We start from the raw sequence: 17,621 nt of genomic DNA on the forward strand, positions 1-17,621 counted from the left end.
CGGCCGGGCGCGGCCTGCCGCGCGGTCCCGGCCGGCATCAAGGCATGCGGGGCGGCCTGACGGCCGCCCGGCCGAGCGACGGGCAGGCGCTCGTGAAACATCCCTGCCTGCCTCAACGCATTGTTAACCGAGAACGTAAGGAGTATTGCCATGTCGCACGACATCTTCCTCAAGATCAACGGCATTGATGGTGAAGCGGAAGACGCCACGCACAAGGGCGAAATCGAAGTCTTGAGCTGGGCATGGAACGTGTCCCAGCAATCGAACATGCATCTGGGTTCGGGTGGCGGCGCCGGCAAGGCGACCGTGGACGATCTGCAGTTCGAGCATTACATCGACCGTGCCAGCCCCAACCTGATCCAGTACTGCCTGCTGGGCAAGCATATCGACGAAGCCAAGCTGGTGGTCCGCAAGGCCGGCGGCAACCCGCTCGAGTACATCAAGCTGACCATGAGCGACGTGCTGGTGACCCAGGTGAGCCCGTCCGGCGTCGCCACCGGCGAATCGCGTCCGCGTGAAAGCGTGCGCCTGTCGTTCTCGCGCCTGAAGCAGGAATACGTGGTGCAGAACGCCCAGGGCGGCAGCGGCGGCGCGATCACCGCAACGTTCGACGTCAAGAAGAACGCAGCCTAACCCCCGACGCCGGTTTTCCGGAAGAGGGCTCCGCCGCGCCGCGGCGGAGCCCGAGGCTGCTGACCGGAGCGCCCGCGCGGCGGGCGGTGCGGCCAGCGGTCCTCCCCGACATGATCATCCAGATGCCTTCTCGACTTTCCTCCCGGCGCATGACGCGGCGCGCGGCCACCCGGTGGCTCGCGTCGGGGACGCTATGCCTGCTTCTGCCCGCCTGCGGCAGCCTGCCCCAGCCGCGCAAGGAGCGGGCGGACCTGCACGTGCGGATCAAGTCGGGCGAAGGCACGAATCCGGACGACAAGGGGCGCCCGGCGCCCGTCATGGTGCGGATCTACGAACTGAAATCGGCGACGGCGTTCGAGAACGCCGACTTCTTCACGCTGCACAACGACAGCAGGAAGGTGCTCGGCGAAGACGCGCTGGCGATGGACGAATTCATCCTCCGCCCCGGCGACACGCGCGACATCCGCCGGCGCGCCAATCCCGCCACCGTGGCGATCGGCGTGCTGGCCGCCTACCGCGAACTGGGCAAATCCGTATGGCGCGCGGTCTATCAGGCGCCGCCGGTGCCCGAGGAAGGCTGGTACCGGGCGGTCATGCCGCGCACCAAGGTCAGGCTGAACGTCGATATCGGCCAGCAGGCCATTCTGGTTACTGAATTGGATTAGTTGCAATGAGTTGGCATAACAAAGTCGTCTGGAGCGAAGGGCTGTTTCTCCTTCCCCAGCTGTTTCAGCAGCAGGAACGCTATTTCGAGCACTTCGCGCACAAGCGCGCGGCCGTGCTCGGCCCGTTCTTCTGGGGCTTCGGCCAGTACGAGATCGACCAGGAATCGCTGTCGTTCGGCAAGCTCGTGTTCAAGAACGGCACGGGCGTGTTCCCGGACGGCACGCCGTTCGACGTGCCCGGCCACACGCCGCCGCCGCCGCCGCTGACCATCGGGCCCGAGCACCAGGAGCAGATGATCTACCTGGCGGTGCCGCTGCGCCTGCCCAACACCGAGGAAACCGCGTTCGACGAGCAGCCCGGCTCGCTGGCGCGCTATGCCGCCTTCGAGAACGAGCTGCGCGACAGCAATGCGATCGGCCAGGGCCCGAAGCCGGTCCAGCTGGCCAACCTGCGCCTGCGCCTGCTGCCGGAGAAGGAGCTGACCCAGTCGTGGATCGGCATCGCGCTCACGCGCGTCAAGGCGCTGCGCGCGGACGGCTCGGTGACGCTGCACGACACCGACCACATCCCGCCGGTCTGCCACTACGGCGCGAATCCGCTGCTGCGCGAATGGGCCACACAACTGCATGGCCTGGCCAAGCTGCGCGCCGACGCGCTCGCGGCCCGCCTGTCCGGCGGCGACGGCCGCGCCGGCGCGGCCGCGGAAGTGGCCGACTACCTGCTGCTGCAGGTGCTCAACCGCTACGAGCCGCTGCTCGAGCACGTCTGCCGCATCCGCGAGACGCCGCCGGTGACGCTGTACCGCGAGCTGGCCATGCTGGCCGGCGAGCTGTCGACCTTCGTGCGCCCGCAGACGCGCCGCCCGCTGCCCACGCCGGGCTACGACCACGCGCAGTTGTACCGCAGCATCCGGCCGCTGGTCGACGAGGTCCACTACCTGCTCAACCAGGTCCTGATCCGCGGCGCGCAGCCGATCCCGTTGACCGAGCAGCCGCACGGCATCCGCGTGGCCACCATGCTGCCGGCCGATCTCGCGGGCTACTCCAGCCTGGTGCTCGCGGTCGGCGCGCAGATGTCGCCCGACGTGCTGCAGCAGCAGTTCGCGGCGCAGACCAAGATCAGCCAGCCGCAGCGCCTGCCCGAGCTCATCCGTTCGCACCTGCCGGGCCTCACGCTGCTGCCGCTGCCGGTGCCGCCGCGCCAGATTCCGTTCAATTCCAGCTTCATCTACTACGAGCTGTCGCGCAGCGGGCCGTTCTGGGAGCAGATCGCGCAGCAGGGCGGCCTCGCCATGCACATCGCCGGCCGCTTCCCCGAGCTCAAGCTCGAACTGTGGGGAGTGCGTCATAAATGAGCTCGGCCACGTTCGATGACGGCGCGTTCGATTTCCTGTCCGATGCCGCCGCCAGCGCCGGCGCGGACGCCGGCCTGCTGCCCGGGATGGCGCGGCCCGCTTCCGGCACCCTCGGCGCCTTCGGCGCGCCGGAAGCGCCCGAAGGCGACGGCGCGTTCGACCTGCCCGTCGACATCCCGGCGCGGCTGGACGCGGTGCGCGCGGCCGCGAACCCGCTGCTCGAGGCCGCCCATCCGCTGCTGCGGGCGCTGGCCGACATGCCGGCTGCGCTCGATTCGTCGGACGCCGTGGCCAGCCTGCGCACCCTGCTGGTGCGCGAGGTCAGCGTGTTCCAGAAGCTGTGCGAGAAGGCCGACCTGCCGTGGAAGCACATGGCGGTGGTGCGCTACTGCCTGTGCACCGCGCTCGACGAAGCCGCCAACCGTACGCGCTGGGGCGGCGGCGGCGTGTGGGCCGCGCAGAGCCTGCTGATCACGTTCGAGGGCGAGGTCGACGGCGGCGAGAAGTTCTTCCTGCTGATCGGCCGCATGGCGACCGACCCGCAGGAATACGTCGACATCCTGGAGATCCTCTACCGCGTGCTCGGCCTGGGCTTCGAGGGGCGCTACAGCGTGGTCGCCGACGGCCGCCGCCATCTCGAGCAGATACGCCAGCGCCTGTGGACGCTGATCGCCGGCGCGCGCGACGCCCTCCAGCATGAGCTGTCGCCGCACTGGCGCGGCGCGCAGGCCGGCAAGCTGCCGTTCCTGCGCAGCGTGCCGGTGTGGGCCACGGCCGCGTGCGCGGTGCTGTTCCTGTTCGGCCTGTTCGCGTTCTACCAATACCACCTGCTGTCGCAGCGCAACGCGCTGGCCGCGCGCATTCTCGCCATCGGCAAGGAGGCGCCCGCCGTGCCGGCGCAGCGCCTGCGCCTGTCGATCCTGCTCAAGCAGGAAATCGCGCGCGGGCTGCTGACCGTGGCCGAGGACGAGCGCCGCAGCGTGGTGGTGTTCCGCGGCGACGCCATGTTCGTGTCCGGCCAGGCCCGGGTGCGCCAGGAGATCGACCCGATCCTGGTCAAGGTGGCGCAGGAAGTGGCGCGCGTGGGCGGCCGCGTGACCGTGACCGGCCATACCGACAACCAGCGCATCCGCAGCGCGGAATTTCCCAACAACCAGGTGCTTTCCGAGAAGCGCGCGGCCTACGTCGCGCAGATTCTGCAGGCCCACGGCACCCCCGCCAGCCGCATCCAGGCGGTCGGCCGGGGCGATTCGCAACCGGTCGCCGACAACGCCACCGCTGAAACCCGCGCGCGCAATCGCCGCGTGGAAATCACGGTGACGCTGTAGCGACGGAGCCCGCCATGTCTTACTTGAAACGTTTTTTCCGATTCCTGTTCTCGCGGCAGACGCTCGCGTTCATCGCGGTCGCGCTGCTGTCGCTGGCGGTGTGGTTCGTCGGCCCGCTGCTGGCCTTCGGCCAGCTGCATCCGCTCGAGGATGCCGGCCCGCGCGTGACCGTCATCGTGCTGCTGCTGGCGCTGCTGCTGTTCTGGCTGCTGGGGTGGCCGCTGAGCCCGGTCGCCGCCGTCGCGCTGTGCGTGCTGCTGTGGCACGCGGGGCCGCTGTTCGGGCTGGCCGAGCATCATCCGCTGGCGCCGGTGTGGGTGCGCGTGCTGCTGATCTCGGTGATCGTCTTCTGCTACTCGGCCTATGGCCTGTACCGGCTGTGGCACGCGGTGCGCGCCAACCCGGACCTGCTCAAGCGGATCCTCAATCCGTCCTCCGACAAGGCCGACCCGGTGGCGCGCGACGAGATCCGCACGGTCAGCCTGGTGGTGGCCAAGGCGGTCGGGCAGCTCAAGCGGCTGCGCGGCGGCACGCTGCGCACGCGCGTGCTCGAAAGAGGCCGCCATCTGTACGAGCTGCCGTGGTACCTGATGCTGGGCACGCCCGGCGCCGGCAAGACCAGCGCCATCCTGGGCTCCGGGCTGGAATTCCCGCTGGCCGACCAGATGGGCGCGCAGTCGGCGCCGCGCGGCGCGCGCGGCACCGCCAACTGCGACTGGTGGTTCGCCAACGAGGCGGTGTTGATCGACACGGCCGGGCGCTACGTCCAGCACGAGAGCCGGAGCGACGCACAAGTCGAGCAAGCCAGACAGGCCGAGCAGGCCGAACAAGCCGGAGATGAGGAACGCGGCGAACAAGGCCAGCAAGACAGACCGGCCGCGGCGGTCAACGCGGCGGAATGGCGGGGCTTCCTCGGCCTGCTGCGCAAGCACCGTCCGCGCGCGCCAGTCAACGGCGCCATCCTGGCCATCAGCGCGGCCGAACTGCTGGACAAGTCCGACGGCGAGCGCACCGCGCTGGCGGCCAGCCTGCGCGCGCGCCTGGGCGAGCTGCGCAACCAGCTCGGCATCCGCTTCCCGGTCTACGTGCTGGTGACGAAGCTCGACCTGCTGCCGGGCTTTCCCGAGTATTTCCAGTCGCTGAGCGCGGAAGGGCGCGCGCAGGCCTGGGGCTTCACGCTGCCGCACGGCGGCGACGGCGCCTCGGCGGAGGTCGCCGACCTGCGCCGGCATTGCGCCGACGAGCTCGCGCAACTGGAGGCGCGCATCGACGCCGGCCTCAACAACCGCCTGCTCGAGGAGTACGACAACGACCGCCGCAAGACGCTCTACGCGCTGCCGCGGGAATTCCGCAGCCTGTGCGCGGTCCTGGTCGACACGCTCGGGCTGGTGTTCCTCGACTCGCGCTACGACGACACGCAGTTGCAGACCACCATGCGCGGCGTCTATTTCACCAGCACCGAGCAGACCGGCCAGGTCGTGCCGGCCGATCGCGAGACGCTGATGCAGCGCCTGCGGCGCCGGCTCGCCAGGCTGCGCCCGGACGACGGCGCGGCCGAGGCCGCCCGCGCCGACGCGGCGCCGCCGGTCCACCGCGGCTATTTCCTGCGCGACGTGTTCCGGCAGGTGATCGTGCCGGAAGCGCACCTGGTGCGGCCCAACCTGAAATGGGAGATCCGCCTGTGCATGGTGCGCTGGGCCGGGCACCTGCTGGTCGCCACGCTGTTCCTGTGGCTGGTCAGCGCGCTCACGGTGAGCTTCGACAACAACCGCGCCTACCTGACGGTGATCTCGCAGAAGACCGGCGAGCTGGCGGCCGGCGTCAAGGCCTACAACAAGGCGCCGCAGGCGGGTGCCATCGCCGGCATGCTGGACGCCTCGCGCGACCTGCCGCAGTACCGCAGCCTCGATCTGCTCGCGCCGGGCGGCGCCTACCGCTACGGCCTGTACACGGCGCCCGTCATCGTCGACGCGTCGCGGACGACATACTCGAGCCTGCTGCACCAGGCCCTGTTCCCGCAGGTGGTGCGCCGCGTCGAGGCGGTGCTGGGCGCGCAGGTCGACGCCGGCAACGCCGACGAGGTCTACCGCACGCTGATGGCCTACCTGATGCTCTACGACGACAAGCGCTTCGACGCGCAGACCGTCGGGAACTGGGTGCTGCGCGACTGGGAGCGCACCGACGGCGCCACGGCGATGGGCGGCCGCGAGGCCATGAGCCAGCATCTGGATGCCATGTTCGCCGCGCGCCCGGCCCGACCCGGCGTGCCGCAGGACGCGGCGCTGGTGCAGCGCGCGCGCAGCTTCCTGAGCAGCAACCCGGCGCCGCGCCGGCTCTACGAGCGCGCGATGGCCTCGATGGAGAAGGAAGCGCCGGAGAACTTCACGCTGGCCCGCGCGGCCGGCATCCAGGGCGCGTCGATCTTCGTGCTGGCCGACGGCACGCGGTATGAGCGCGGCGTTCCCGGCCTCTACACCTATGACGGCTACCACGAGGTCTTCGGCAAGCGCCTGCCCGAGTTCCTGGCGCGCGCGCAGAGCGACGACGCCTGGGTCATGGGCCGCGCGGAGGCCGCCGCGGCGCCGCTGGGCGGGCTGCGCAACACCAGCCTGGTGGCGGGCAGGTCGGCGGTCGCCGACGACATCCGCCGCCAGTACCTGACCGACTACGGCAACCACTGGCAGCAGTTCCTGGCCGACGTGCGGCCGGCGGCGGCCGGCGCGCAGAGTGTCGGCGGCACGCTGGCGCTCGATCTGAACACGCTGCGCGTGCTGGCCTCGCCGGATTCGCCGCTGGTGCGGCTGGCCCGCGCCGCCGTGCGCGAGACCTCGCTGTCGCTGGCCGGGCGCGAGGAGGATTCGTCGCTGGCCGACATGGCGCTGGCCGCGGTGGGGCGCAAGTCCGGCACCGCGCAGGCGGCGGCGACCACCGCCGCCAGGATCGCCGCGCAGCGGCCCGAGCAGCGGCTGGAAAAAGAGCTGGTGGACAACCGCTTCGCCGCGCTGCGCGAGGTCGTCACCGGCCAGGCGGACACCGGCAGCGGCCCGGCCATGAGCAATCCGCCGGTCAGCGGCAGCAAGGCGCTGCAGCTCGACGCGCTCATCGCGCTGCTCAACGAGCAGTACACGCGGCTGGCGGTGGCCGACAACGCGCTGGCCAGCAGCAGCATGCCGCCCGCGCTGGACATCGGCACCACGCTGCAGATGGAAGCCGACAAGCTGCCCGCGCCGCTGCGGCTGGTGCTGGGCGGCATCGCCTCGCAGTCGGCCAGCAAGGTCGGGCGCGAGGTGGGCGCGCTGCTGGCGCTGCAGATGGACTCCAGCGTCGGCGCGAGCTGCCGCCTGGCCATCGAGGGGAAATATCCGTTCGCGGCCAGCAGCCAGGAAGTCGACATCGAGGACTTCAACCGCGTGTTCGCCGCGGGCGGCCTGCTCGACGACTTCTTCCAGAAATCGTTCGCCAGTTATGTGGACACCAACGTCAGGCCGTGGCGCTACAAGGCGCTCAATCCCGGCATGCCGCCGATCCAGGGGCCGAGCCTGGAGCCGTTCGAGCGCGCCGCGGCGATCCGCGAGCTGTTCTTCCGCGAGCCCGGCGCCAAGCGCATGGCGTGGAAGATGGATGCCAGGATCGCCGCCATCGACCCGGAGATCACCGAACTGGCGGTCGACGTGGACGGCCAGGGCCTGCGCTACGCGCACGGCCCGGTGCGGCCCTTCGCGCTGAGCTGGCCCGGGCCGCGCGGCGGCGCGGTGGCCGAGATCACGGCCAAGCCGCGCATCCGGCCCGACACCTCGACGATCGTCGCCAGCGGGCCGTGGGCGCTGTTCCGGCTGATCGAGCGCGGCCGCCTGAGCGGCACCGCGTCGGCCAGCCGGCTGGTGGTGGATTTCGATTTCGACGGCCGGCACGCGGCGCTGGAACTGGTCACGGGCGGGCAGTTCAACCCGCTCGCGACCAACCTGCTGAAGGACTTCCGCTGCCCCGGCACCACCGCGGGCCGCGGCCCCGGCGGCGCGCGCAAGATGGCCGCGGCGCGGCCGGCCGGCGCCGGGCTGCCGGCGGTGCATTGAGCCGGCCGGCGGCACGGCCCCTTACTCGTCAACAGGACAATAGGCGGATTCATGAACATCAGGGACGCTGACACCTACACCTTCGACAAGCTGCCGAGCCGGCACGAGCCGGATACGCGCGCCCTCGAGCGCGCCATCGCCTCGAACTGCACCACGCTGCGCAGCCGCCACCGGGAATACCGGGAAATCGTCGCCTTCCGGCGCCTGCCGCACGCGAAGAAGCTGGAGAGCGCGCTGTGGCGCGCCGCCTGGCGCCTGCGCGAGGTGGACGGCGCCAGGGTGGCCGCGCTGTGCGCCGCCGGCAACCTCCACACCATTGCCGGCATGCTCGGCGAGTGGCTGGGCGTCCACGCGACGCCGGTCGGATGGGTGAAGGGCATCGCCACGGCGGCGGGGGAGCCCGCCGTGCCGGGGCCGCGGGCGGTCTACTGCATGCGGCGGGTGGCCGAGTTCGGCCAGAAGATCGTCGACGCGCGTGGTCCGAGGGATCTCGACCTGGCTGCCGATTACCTGGTCGAGGCCGCGCAGGGCATCGGCGCCGACCTGCTGATCGAGGTGCTGCTGCGGCGCGCGCAGGTGCGCGTGCAGCCGCCGCTGAACAGCGGCGGCGCCCGGCCCTGAGCGGCGCGGTGCGAAGCCGCGCGGCCGGGCCGGCCGCGTGGCGCAAATTTGTTTGGTTGAGTAGGATCGAGAGGACTGTATGTCAATGAATTCTTCTGCGAGCCGGATTGTCCAGGATCACACGGTGGCCATCCGCAGCGACGCGATGCCCCGGTTGCTTGGCCAGCCGGCACTCCGGTTCCTGTCCCTGCGGGGCGAGGAGCATCTCGGGAAGCTCTACGCATATGAGCTGCTCCTGCGCACGCCGGATGACTTCCACGTGCCGCTGTCCACCAGCGCCAATCTGGACCTGAAGGCGATGATCGGCACGGAAATGACGGTCAGCCTGCAGCTCGACGGCATCGGCACGGGGGCGCTGGGCGGGGTGGGCGCGGGCGTGCGCGAGATCAGCGGGCTGGTGGTGAAGGCGGGCTTCCTGCGCGGCGAGGGCCGCTACAACATCTACCGCGTGGAGCTGCGGCCCTGGCTGTGGCTGGCCACGCTGACCAGCGACTACAAGATCTTCCAGGACAAGACCGTGGTCGAGATCATCGACACGGTGCTGCACGACTATCCCTACCCGGTGGAAAAGCGCCTCGACATCGAGAAGTACTCGGTGCGCGGCGAGAGCGAGCGCAACGAGCCGCGCGCGTTCCAGGTCCAGTACGGCGAGACCGATTTCGACTTCATCCAGCGCCTGATGGAGGAGTGGGGCATCTACTGGTTCTTCGAGCACACCGACAACAAGCACCGCCTCGTGCTGTGCGACCACATCGGCGCGCACCGCAAGTCGCCCAGCGAGGCCTATCACGAGCTGGTCCACCATCCGGACGGCGGCAAGATCGACATCGAGTACATCGGCTACTTCTCCACCGACGAGGCCTTGCGGCCGGGCCGCGTGGTCATCGACGACTTCGACTTCACGCGCCCGCGCGCGCTGATCGGCACCTCCAACCACCAGCCGCGCGAGACCAACTGGGGCGAGGGCGAGCTCTACGAGTGGCCGGGCGACTACACCGACAGCAAGCACGGCGAGCTCATCAGCCGCGTGCGCATGGAGGAGCGGCGCGCGCCCGGCACGCGGGCCTACGGCAAGGGCAACGTGCGCGGCATCGGCTGCGGGCAGACCTTCGTCCTGACGCGGCACCAGCACGAGGAAGCGAACCGCGAATACCTGGTGATCGAATCCGCGCTGGCGCTGACCGAGGTCGCCGACGAGACCGGCAGCGGCTACCGCTACGAGTGCAACAACGAGCTGGTGGTGCAGCCCACCGGCGAGGTCTTCCGCATGCCGCGCGAGACGCCCAAGCCGACCACGCACGGCCCGCAGTCGGCCATCGTGGTCGGGCCGCAGGGCCAGGAGGTGTGGACCGACGAATTCGGCCGCGTCAAGGTGCGCTTCCTGTGGGACCGCTACGCGCGCAACGACGCCACCGACTCGTGCTGGGTGCGCGTCAGCCAGGCCTGGGCCGGCACCAACTTCGGCGGCATCTACATTCCGCGCATCGGGCAGGAAGTGATCGTCGGCTTCCTGAACGGCGATCCGGACCGCCCGCTGATTCACGGCAGCCTCTACAACACCATGACGCCGCCGCCGTGGGATCTGCCCGCGGAAGCGACCAAGAGCGGCTTCAAGAGCAAGACCATCACCGGCGGGCGGCAGAACTACAACGCCATCCGCTTCGAGGACAAGCTCGGCGCGGAGGAGGTCGAGATCCAGGCGGAGAAGGACATGAACCGCCTGACCAAGAACAACGAGTCGCACACGGTCGGCGTGAACCTCTCGCTCGGCGTGGGCCTGACGTACTCGTGCTCGGTCGGCGCGACGTTTACCAGCATCGTCGGCGGCGCCGCCAGCTATTCCGTGGGCGGCGCCGAGTCGACCCAGGTCGGCGGCGCGTCCGCGCTGAACGTCGGCGGCGCGCGCGCGGTCGCGGTCGGCGGCGCCTACTCGACCTCGGTCGGCGGCGTCTACGCGCTGGCCGTGGGCGGCCTGATCAACTTCTGCTGCGGCGCGGCCGGGATCACGCTGTCGCCCGATGGCAGCATCAAGATCGTCGGCACCAAGATCCGCATCATCGGCAGCAGCCACGTGGTGATACAGGGCTCGCAGGTCGACCTCAACCCGGGCGACTCCGATTGCGCCGCCAGCGGCGGCGGCGGCGGCAGCGGCGTCGTGCCGCCGATCCCGCTGCCCGCGTTCGGGTTCTCGGTGACGGTGCCGAAGCTGCGGCCGTTGCCGCCGGCGCCGGAGCCGTCGACGCCGAAGCCGTCAACGCCTGAGCCGTCGACACCAGAACCGTCAACCCCTGAGCCGTCGACACCGGAGCCGTCAACGCCGGAGCCATCGACACCAGAACCGTCAACGCCTGAGCCGTCGACACCGGAGCCGTCGACACCAGAACCGTCAACGCCTGAGCCGTCGACACCAGAGCCGTCAACGCCGGAACCATCGACACCGGAGCCGCCCGAGACGTATCCCGAAACTACAGGTGATGTCGATTGATCCGGCGCCGCCGCGGTCCCTCCGCGGGACCGAAAAGGGGCCGCGGCGTTTACGCGAACCAGGGCGCAGTCGCCCCATTCTTCTGAAGGAGATTCATCATGGGTAGTCCCGCAGCAAGGCTCGGCGACGCCATCGGCCACGGCGGCGTGGTCGTCACGGCCTCGGGCGACGTGTCCATCAACGGCATCCCCGCCGCCTTCGTCGGCGGCAGCATCGCCGTGTGCGGGCCGCACTGTTCCGCGCAGGCGGTGGTGCTGGGTTCCGGCTCGGTTTTCATCAATGGCCTGCCGGCGGCGTTCGTCGGCAGCCTGACGTCATGCGGAGCGCCCATCGTCACGGGCTCCGGCGACGTCTCCATCGGCGGTTGAGCAAAGGAGAAGCATGAGCGGGATCGGAGGACTGGGCGGCGTGCTGGCCGGCCTGGAAGGCGTGGTGCTGGAATCGCTGGAGGTGGCGCCGCCGGCGGGCCGCTTCCGGCATCAGCCGGGCGACCTCGCGGGGCGCTACGGCGCGCGCCGCGCGCTCTCGGGGCTGTTGTGCGAAACGGTGGACATGACCACCGGGGCCAAGATCTGCCTGCCGTGGAACGAGGCCGATTTCGCGCTGCCCGGACGCCTGCCGATCACCTGGAACCGCTTCTATTCCAGCCTGCTGCCCGGCGGCGGGCTGCTGGGACCGGGCTGGCGCTCGCCCTGGGAAGTCACGCTCGCGCGCGTGCACGACCGGCTGGTCTACACCGACGAGCAGGGCCGCGCGCTGTCGGTGCCGGCGCCCGCGCGCGGCGCCCAGGTCATCGTGTCGGCGGAGCAGCTGCACATCGCCTGCCTGCCCGACGGGCGCATGGTGGTGGCCGACCTGACGCCGCGCTACCGCGTGTTCGGGGACTTCGACGCGCGCGGCGTGGCGCGGCTGAAGTATGTCGAGGACATCCACCAGCATCGCATCGGCTGCATCTGGGACGAGGCCGGCCGCCTGCTGCGCATGCGCGGCACCTGCGGGCACGAGCTGCGCCTGCACTACGCGCAGGCGAGCTCGCGCCTGACCGGCATCGAGTGCGTCGACGGCGGCGCCGCCGGCTTCCTGGCCAGGTACGGCTACGACGCGCATGGCCAGCTTGCCGAGGTGCGCAACCGGCTCGGCGACGTGGTGCGCCGCTTCGCCTATGCCGGCGGGCGCATGGTCGAGGAGACCGGGCCGCTGGGCCACGTCACGCGCTACGTGTGGCAGCCCGTGGGCGGCGCGCAGCGCGTGGCCGAGCGGATCACCAGCGACGGCGCGCACGAGCGTTGCACCTACCGCATCGAGAACCGCACCAGCCAGGCGGTCGACGTGTTCGGCCATGCGGCGCACTGGCAATACGATACGCACGGCCGCGTGCGCGCCCACGTCGGCTTCGACGGGCGCCGCCACGTCTTCGAATACAACGGCGCGGGATGGCCGGTCATGCTGGGCCTGCCCGGCGAGCGGCGCCTGCGCGCGGTCTACGACAACCTGGGCCGCGTCACGCAGGAGATCGACCCGCTCGGCGCCGAATGCTCGCGGGTCTATGCCTTCGCCACCGGCAAGCTCGTCAGCATCCGTCATGACGACGGCCGGACCTGGCTGTGGCAGCGCAACGACCGCCTGCAGGCGGTGCGCCGCCAGTCGCCGCGCCACGGCATCACGCAGATCCGGCACGAAGAGCAGGACGGCGGCCTGTCGGAGCACCGCACCGACGAGCAGGGCCAGGCGACCGTGCTGGAGTACGACGCGCGCGGCCAGCTGACGCGGCGCGTGGAGCCGGGCGGCCGCGCCACCGCCTATGGCCGCGACGCCGCCGGCCACGTCGTGTCCGTCATCGACGCGCAGGGCGCGCTCACCAGGATCGAGCCCGACCTGCTGGGCCGCCCGCTCGTGGTGACGCTGCCGGATGGCCGCGAGGAGCGCCACGCCTGGAACGCCGCCGGCCAGCCGGTGTCGTGGACCGGCGCGGACGGGCAGACCCGGCACTGGCACCGCGACGCGCGCGGCAACGTCGTGCGCGCGGTCGACGAGGAAGGCCATGTCACGCTGCACGAGTACGACGCGCACGGCCGCCGCACGCGCACCGCGGGCAGCAACGGCGCGATACAGCAACTGGCCTGGGACCCGGCCGGGCGCCTGCAGTCGGTGACGGACGCCGACGGCGTGCGGCGCGAGTTCGCCTACGCGGCGGCGGGCACGCTGGGGCAGGTCACGGCCACCGCGGGCGCGCTCGCGCGCACCGAGACGTTCGACCACGACGCGCTCGGGCGGCTGGTCTCGCGCGAGACGCAGCATGCCCGCTATCGCTTCATCTACACGCGCCGGGGACTGCCCGAGGCGGTCGGCTACGAGCCTACCGAGGCGGGGCGCGCGCTCGGCCTGGAGCCGGACACGATCCGCTTCGAATACGACGCGCTCGGCCGCATGACCGCCGAGCACGGCGCCAACGGCACGCTGACCTATCTCTACGACGCGGCCGGCCGCGCGACCGAGGTCACGCTGCCGCACGGCCAGACGGTCAAGACCGAGCACGACGAAGCGGGCGCGCCCGCGCTGCTCGGCCTGGGCAGCGGCCAGGACATGCATGGCATCGCCGCGTTCCAGCACGACGCCATGCGCCGCTGCGTGCTGCGCTCGCAGGGCGCGCTCTATCTCCACACTCACTACACCGAGACCGGCTGGCCGCTGCGCTGGTTCGCCATGACCGCCGTGCCTGGCGAGAACGGCGAGATGGCGCCGGGCGAGGTGCTGCAATGGCGCGAGCTGCAATACAGCACCGCGGGCAACCTCGCGCGCCTGGACGACCGCTACGACGGCCGCATCCATTTCGACTACGACCGGCGCGGCGCGCTGCTGCGCTGCGTGTCGGACGACCTCGGCATCGAGTATTTCACGTGGGACGGTGCAGGCAACCTGCTCGACACGCCGCGCGCCGGCTGGCAGCCCGCCATCTACGCGGACCACCGCCTGCTCGAGTGCCGCGGCTACCGCTACGAATTCGATGCCTGGGGACAGGTGACGGGCAAGCACGGCGCGGCCGGCGCGCTGTCGCTGGAGTGGGATGCCGAGGGCCGGCTCGTCGCCGCGCGGCAGCGCGACCGCGTGGTGCGCTACCGCTACGACGCGCTGGGCCGCTGCATCCGCCGCAGCGCCGGCCCGGCCGAGCCCGGCCTGGCCGGACTGCAGGGGCTGCCCGGATTGCCGGGGTCACTTTTTGGCGGGGCGCAGGACGAGGCCACGCAACTGGTCTGGCAGGGCGGCCGCCTGGCGCAGGAGCGCACCGGCGACAGCATCCGGACCTATCTGTACCAGCCGGCCGCGGATGGCCTGACGGCATACGCGCCGCTGGCCTGCGTGGACCAGAAGCGCCTCGAGGACGGCACGCTGGGCCCGATGCGCGTACTGCACTATCACACCGATGGCGCCGGCACCGCCGTGGCGCTCACCGACGAGAGCGGCGAGCCGGTCTGGCGCGGCCGCTACAAGGCCTGGGGCGGACTGGCGCCGTCGACCGGCCTGCGCGAGCAGGCGCGGCAGCCGCTGCGCTTCGCGGGGCAATACGCGGACGAGGAAACCGGGCTGCATCTCAATGGCGCGCGCTTCTACGATCCCGACGCCGGCCGTTATCTGAGCCCCGACCGCACCGCGCCGGCCGGCGCGAGCCCGTACCGCTACGTGTTCAATCCGCTGACCGGCGGCAATCCGGACGGGCATGCGGTGCAAATGGCGCGCATGCAGCCATGCGCGCCCGCGCTCCGGATGTCAGGCCTCGACCGCCTGCTCTATCCGTCCCAGTTGCTCACCGGCATCGTCGAGCAGTTCGACGACGTAGCTGGCGGGAAGCTGCCCGAGCCCGGAGGTGAAGATTAGGTTGCGGTCGAACCACTCGCCGCGCATGGCCTGGCCGAATTCCTCGGCCTCCATGACGCGATGGTGCAGCACGCTGCCTGTGGCGTCATGGACGGTCATGCGGCAGGTGTGGACTTTCGTCGATGCCACGTTCATTGTCTTCCGATGCAGGCACAGGCGCAGCTCGTTCGAGCGTACCAGCGATGCCTTCCACTCCGCTTCGGTGCCACGCGCCGGCACCATTCCCTGCGCCGGCGGCGCGGCCTCGAGGGTCGCGCGCTGCACGCCGCGATGGGTGAAATCGATGCCGGCGTAGGTCTCGTACTCGGCGAGCGTGCGCTCGCTGCCCAGTCCGTACGTGCCGAATTCGGCGTCGCCGCGCGGCTCGCCGTCGATGCCGAACAGCGCGCGATTGCGCTGGTACGACATATTGTCGCGCTCCCCCCAGTACATCGGAATCGCGCCGTCGGCCTTGGCCTGCGCCGAGTGGTCGTCCCAGATCTTGGTGCGGCCCTTGCGCGTGTACTCGTGCCAGGCGATCAGCCGATGCGGGTGATAGAGATCGTAGCCGTGGGTATAGGCGCGCGCGGCGATCGAGATTTCCTCGCCAAGGAAGAAATACTGCGGATCATGTTGCACCTCGACCGAGAAACTCCCGTCGGCGAACGTGAAATGGCCACTGTAGAAGCGTGCCGGAACGGGTTGCCGCGGTGTCGCGTGTGACAGTCGGGCCGGGCAAAAGACCACCACGCCCCGCTTGCTGAAGTGGCTGAAGCGCATTTCGAGCTGGTTCTGGCGGCGCCCGCCGGGATCGTCGTGCGGAAAATACGACGGCAGGTATGCCGTGAGGACCGGCTTGGGGCTGGCCGCGCGCAGCGACTCCAGCATGTCGGTCAACTGGCTGTCCCAGCCATCGACGAAGCGGTGGTGCGAGTCGAGCTGCAGTGTGTAGCGCTCGGCGCGGTATTGCTGCTGGATCAGGTTGCGCGCCCAGCAGGCGCCCTGCGATGCCATGTGCGGCACGTCAATCAGTTCGATCGATGCATCGCCATAGGCCAGCGTATGGACCGTGTGCTGGCCGCTGGCATCGAGGCGCCACTTGGCGAAGCCGCGCGCGAAGAATTCGCTGACGGTCTCGTGCAGCGCGTGCTGCCAGCACACGACGATGCGCAGCATGTCGGGCCGGTCCGCGCGTTCGATCAGGTCGCGCAGCGTCGGGATCAGCTCGGGGTCCCGGTAGCTGGCCATCTGGACAAAAATCGTGGGTTTCATTTCATGAGATGCGGTGATGAGAAGGGAAGGTGTTCGTTCACAGGATGCTCAGCGTGACGGTCGCCGTGGCCTGGATCTGGCCGGCCGTGGGGGTCCGGCTGCCGACCCGCAGCACCGTGGCGTCGAGCGAGAAGCTGGACGCCATCGCGCCATACGGCTCGTGTATGAGCGCGCTGTTGCTGTCGTTGGGCTTGAGGACGTAGGACGTGCTCCGGTCCGCCAGCCGGATCGCCAGGTTGGTGGCGCCGGTGTTGCGGATGAAGCGGGGATCGTCGCCGTCGGGCGTGCCGGCCAGCGTGGCGGTGATCGTGGCGGGCGGGGTCGGGCCGGAGCAGCGCACCGTGAAATCGACCTGCCGCGTGGGGCCCGCGGTGGTGGAGACGTCGGCCGGGCCGAACGGACCGAAGTCGATGTTCAGCGTGCTGCTGTCGACATGACACTTCGGCAGGACCTTGAGTTCGATGCTGTTGACGCTGATGTGCCCGAGTGCCGGAGCAGGCAGGTCGCCGTAGAAGGTGGCAACCGTTCCCAGATTCACCACCGACCGGCTCGGCATGTTGTTGCCGGTCTTGATCAGCTCCATGCGGTATACCGCCCCGGCATTGATGTTGTAGTACACACTGCTGCTGCCTGCCCACGGGAGCGCGACCGGCATGACGTCGACACGCCCGTTGTTGGGGCGCTGATAGCTGAGCCGGAAGCCGACGCCGGGGATGCCGGTGTCATAGATTTTCTGTCCCAGCACGGAAAGCGTGAACGGTGCGAAGAACCCGTAGTTGATTGTCCCGGACGGAGTGATGCAGATGGCAAACCGGAGCCGGTCGTCCATTCTGTATTCGCCTGTCGCGATCGTTTCGCCGATGCCGAGGTCGGGATCGACCTCGGCCGGCCCGGGGAAGTTGATCTGGAACGACGAATACGCCTGGGCTCTGATACCTTCGACGTTGACCGAGTAGTCGATCTCCGGCTGCGTCATCGGCCGGCATTCGGCGAAGGCGCCCGGCGATGCGGCGAGCAGGCCGGCGGCGGACAGGGAGGCCAGTAGCGCGAAAGGTCTTTTCATGGCTGGAAGGGAGTGAGATGGGAACGGCGTGGAAACGAGGCGGGTCCGGGGCGGAAACCCGCGCGGAAGTCGGGGGCGCTGGATAAACGGGAAGGCCGGCCCGGACTACGCATCGACGGCGTCCCACAGCGGCAGCAGGTCGGCGGGGATGATGTGGGCCAGCTCGGAGAAGCGCTTGCCGACCATGCGCTCGGCCTGCCGCAGCAGCACGATGACCGGGCTGCTCGGCTCGTTCTCCTCGAACCACAGGCGCGTGTCGCGGATCGCGGCGAGC

The 17,621-nt window shown here is 70.2% G+C and carries 11 protein-coding genes; 9 read left to right on the forward strand and 2 right to left on the reverse strand.

All coding sequences use genetic code 11. The features are described from left to right. The first annotated feature begins 150 nt into the window (after positions 1–150). The 9 genes from K206_RS0107500 to K206_RS0107540 all read left to right on the forward strand — a co-directional run bounded on the left by K206_RS0107500 (position 151) and on the right by K206_RS0107540 (position 15,033). The gene (locus tag K206_RS0107500) at positions 151–633 is read left to right on the forward strand and encodes a type VI secretion system tube protein Hcp (RefSeq protein WP_020201797.1); all 483 of its coding nucleotides are present in this window, start codon (positions 151–153) and stop codon (positions 631–633) included. A 110-nt stretch (positions 634–743) separates the two neighbouring features. Further along, on the forward strand, positions 744–1,298 hold the full coding sequence (tssJ, locus tag K206_RS0107505) for a type VI secretion system lipoprotein TssJ (RefSeq protein ID WP_231401575.1): 555 nt from the start codon (positions 744–746) through the stop codon (positions 1,296–1,298). A gap of 5 nt (positions 1,299–1,303) precedes the next feature. Next, positions 1,304–2,653, forward strand: coding sequence for a type VI secretion system baseplate subunit TssK (gene tssK, locus K206_RS0107510; protein ID WP_020201799.1), 1,350 nt, complete (start codon positions 1,304–1,306; stop codon positions 2,651–2,653). Further along, positions 2,650–3,981 (forward strand): type VI secretion system protein TssL, long form, encoded by a 1,332-nt coding sequence (tssL, locus tag K206_RS0107515; protein ID WP_020201800.1) that lies wholly within the window; start codon positions 2,650–2,652, stop codon positions 3,979–3,981. The genes tssK and tssL overlap by 4 nt, the downstream gene beginning before the upstream one ends. A 14-nt stretch (positions 3,982–3,995) precedes the next feature. Further along, positions 3,996–8,054 carry a type VI secretion system membrane subunit TssM gene (gene tssM / locus K206_RS0107520; RefSeq protein WP_020201801.1) on the forward strand — a complete coding sequence of 1,353 codons (4,059 nt, stop codon included), beginning with the start codon at positions 3,996–3,998 and terminating at the stop codon, positions 8,052–8,054. Positions 8,055–8,105: 51 nt separating this feature from the next. Next, positions 8,106–8,675: a hypothetical protein gene (locus K206_RS0107525; RefSeq protein ID WP_020201802.1), complete on the forward strand. Its 570-nt coding sequence runs from the start codon at positions 8,106–8,108 to the stop codon at positions 8,673–8,675. 85 nt (positions 8,676–8,760) lie between these two features. Continuing rightward, positions 8,761–11,160 carry a type VI secretion system Vgr family protein gene (locus tag K206_RS37730; RefSeq protein ID WP_231401576.1) on the forward strand — a complete coding sequence of 800 codons (2,400 nt, stop codon included), beginning with the start codon at positions 8,761–8,763 and terminating at the stop codon, positions 11,158–11,160. A gap of 98 nt (positions 11,161–11,258) precedes the next feature. Then, positions 11,259–11,528, forward strand: coding sequence for a PAAR domain-containing protein (locus tag K206_RS0107535; protein ID WP_020201804.1), 270 nt, complete (start codon positions 11,259–11,261; stop codon positions 11,526–11,528). Between the two features lie 13 nt (positions 11,529–11,541). Further along, positions 11,542–15,033: an RHS repeat-associated core domain-containing protein gene (locus K206_RS0107540; protein WP_020201805.1), complete on the forward strand. Its 3,492-nt coding sequence runs from the start codon at positions 11,542–11,544 to the stop codon at positions 15,031–15,033. Here the strand turns inward: K206_RS0107540 and K206_RS0107545 are convergent. Both K206_RS0107545 and K206_RS0107550 read right to left on the reverse strand, forming a co-directional pair. Continuing rightward, positions 14,926–16,284, reverse strand: a complete 1,359-nt coding sequence (locus K206_RS0107545) for a GlcNAc-transferase family protein (RefSeq protein WP_029043340.1) — start codon at positions 16,282–16,284, stop codon at positions 14,926–14,928. The two genes, K206_RS0107540 and K206_RS0107545, sit on opposite strands and share 108 nt — an antisense overlap. 37 nt (positions 16,285–16,321) lie before the next feature. Then, entirely contained in the window at positions 16,322–17,347 is a 1,026-nt protein-coding gene (locus K206_RS0107550; RefSeq protein WP_020201807.1) for a fimbrial protein, read from the reverse strand. Positions 17,348–17,621 lie beyond the last annotated feature (274 nt).

This window comes from Cupriavidus sp. WS, assembly GCF_000395345.1.
GTDB classification, from domain to species: Bacteria; Pseudomonadota; Gammaproteobacteria; order Burkholderiales; family Burkholderiaceae; genus Cupriavidus; species Cupriavidus basilensis_B.

Excerpts from the sequence above, each read along its gene's own strand:
- K206_RS0107500 (WP_020201797.1), top strand. The coding sequence starts at position 151 with ATGTCGCACGACATCTTCCTCAAGATCAACGGCATTGATGGTGAAGCG.
- tssJ (WP_231401575.1), top strand. The coding sequence starts at position 744 with ATGATCATCCAGATGCCTTCTCGACTTTCCTCCCGGCGCATGACGCGG.
- tssK (WP_020201799.1), top strand. The coding sequence starts at position 1,304 with ATGAGTTGGCATAACAAAGTCGTCTGGAGCGAAGGGCTGTTTCTCCTT.
- tssL (WP_020201800.1), top strand. The coding sequence starts at position 2,650 with ATGAGCTCGGCCACGTTCGATGACGGCGCGTTCGATTTCCTGTCCGAT.
- tssM (WP_020201801.1), top strand. The coding sequence starts at position 3,996 with ATGTCTTACTTGAAACGTTTTTTCCGATTCCTGTTCTCGCGGCAGACG.
- K206_RS0107525 (WP_020201802.1), top strand. The coding sequence starts at position 8,106 with ATGAACATCAGGGACGCTGACACCTACACCTTCGACAAGCTGCCGAGC.
- K206_RS37730 (WP_231401576.1), top strand. The coding sequence starts at position 8,761 with ATGAATTCTTCTGCGAGCCGGATTGTCCAGGATCACACGGTGGCCATC.
- K206_RS0107535 (WP_020201804.1), top strand. The coding sequence starts at position 11,259 with ATGGGTAGTCCCGCAGCAAGGCTCGGCGACGCCATCGGCCACGGCGGC.
- K206_RS0107540 (WP_020201805.1), top strand. The coding sequence starts at position 11,542 with ATGAGCGGGATCGGAGGACTGGGCGGCGTGCTGGCCGGCCTGGAAGGC.
- K206_RS0107545 (WP_029043340.1), bottom strand. The coding sequence starts at position 16,284 with ATGAAACCCACGATTTTTGTCCAGATGGCCAGCTACCGGGACCCCGAG.
- K206_RS0107550 (WP_020201807.1), bottom strand. The coding sequence starts at position 17,347 with ATGAAAAGACCTTTCGCGCTACTGGCCTCCCTGTCCGCCGCCGGCCTG.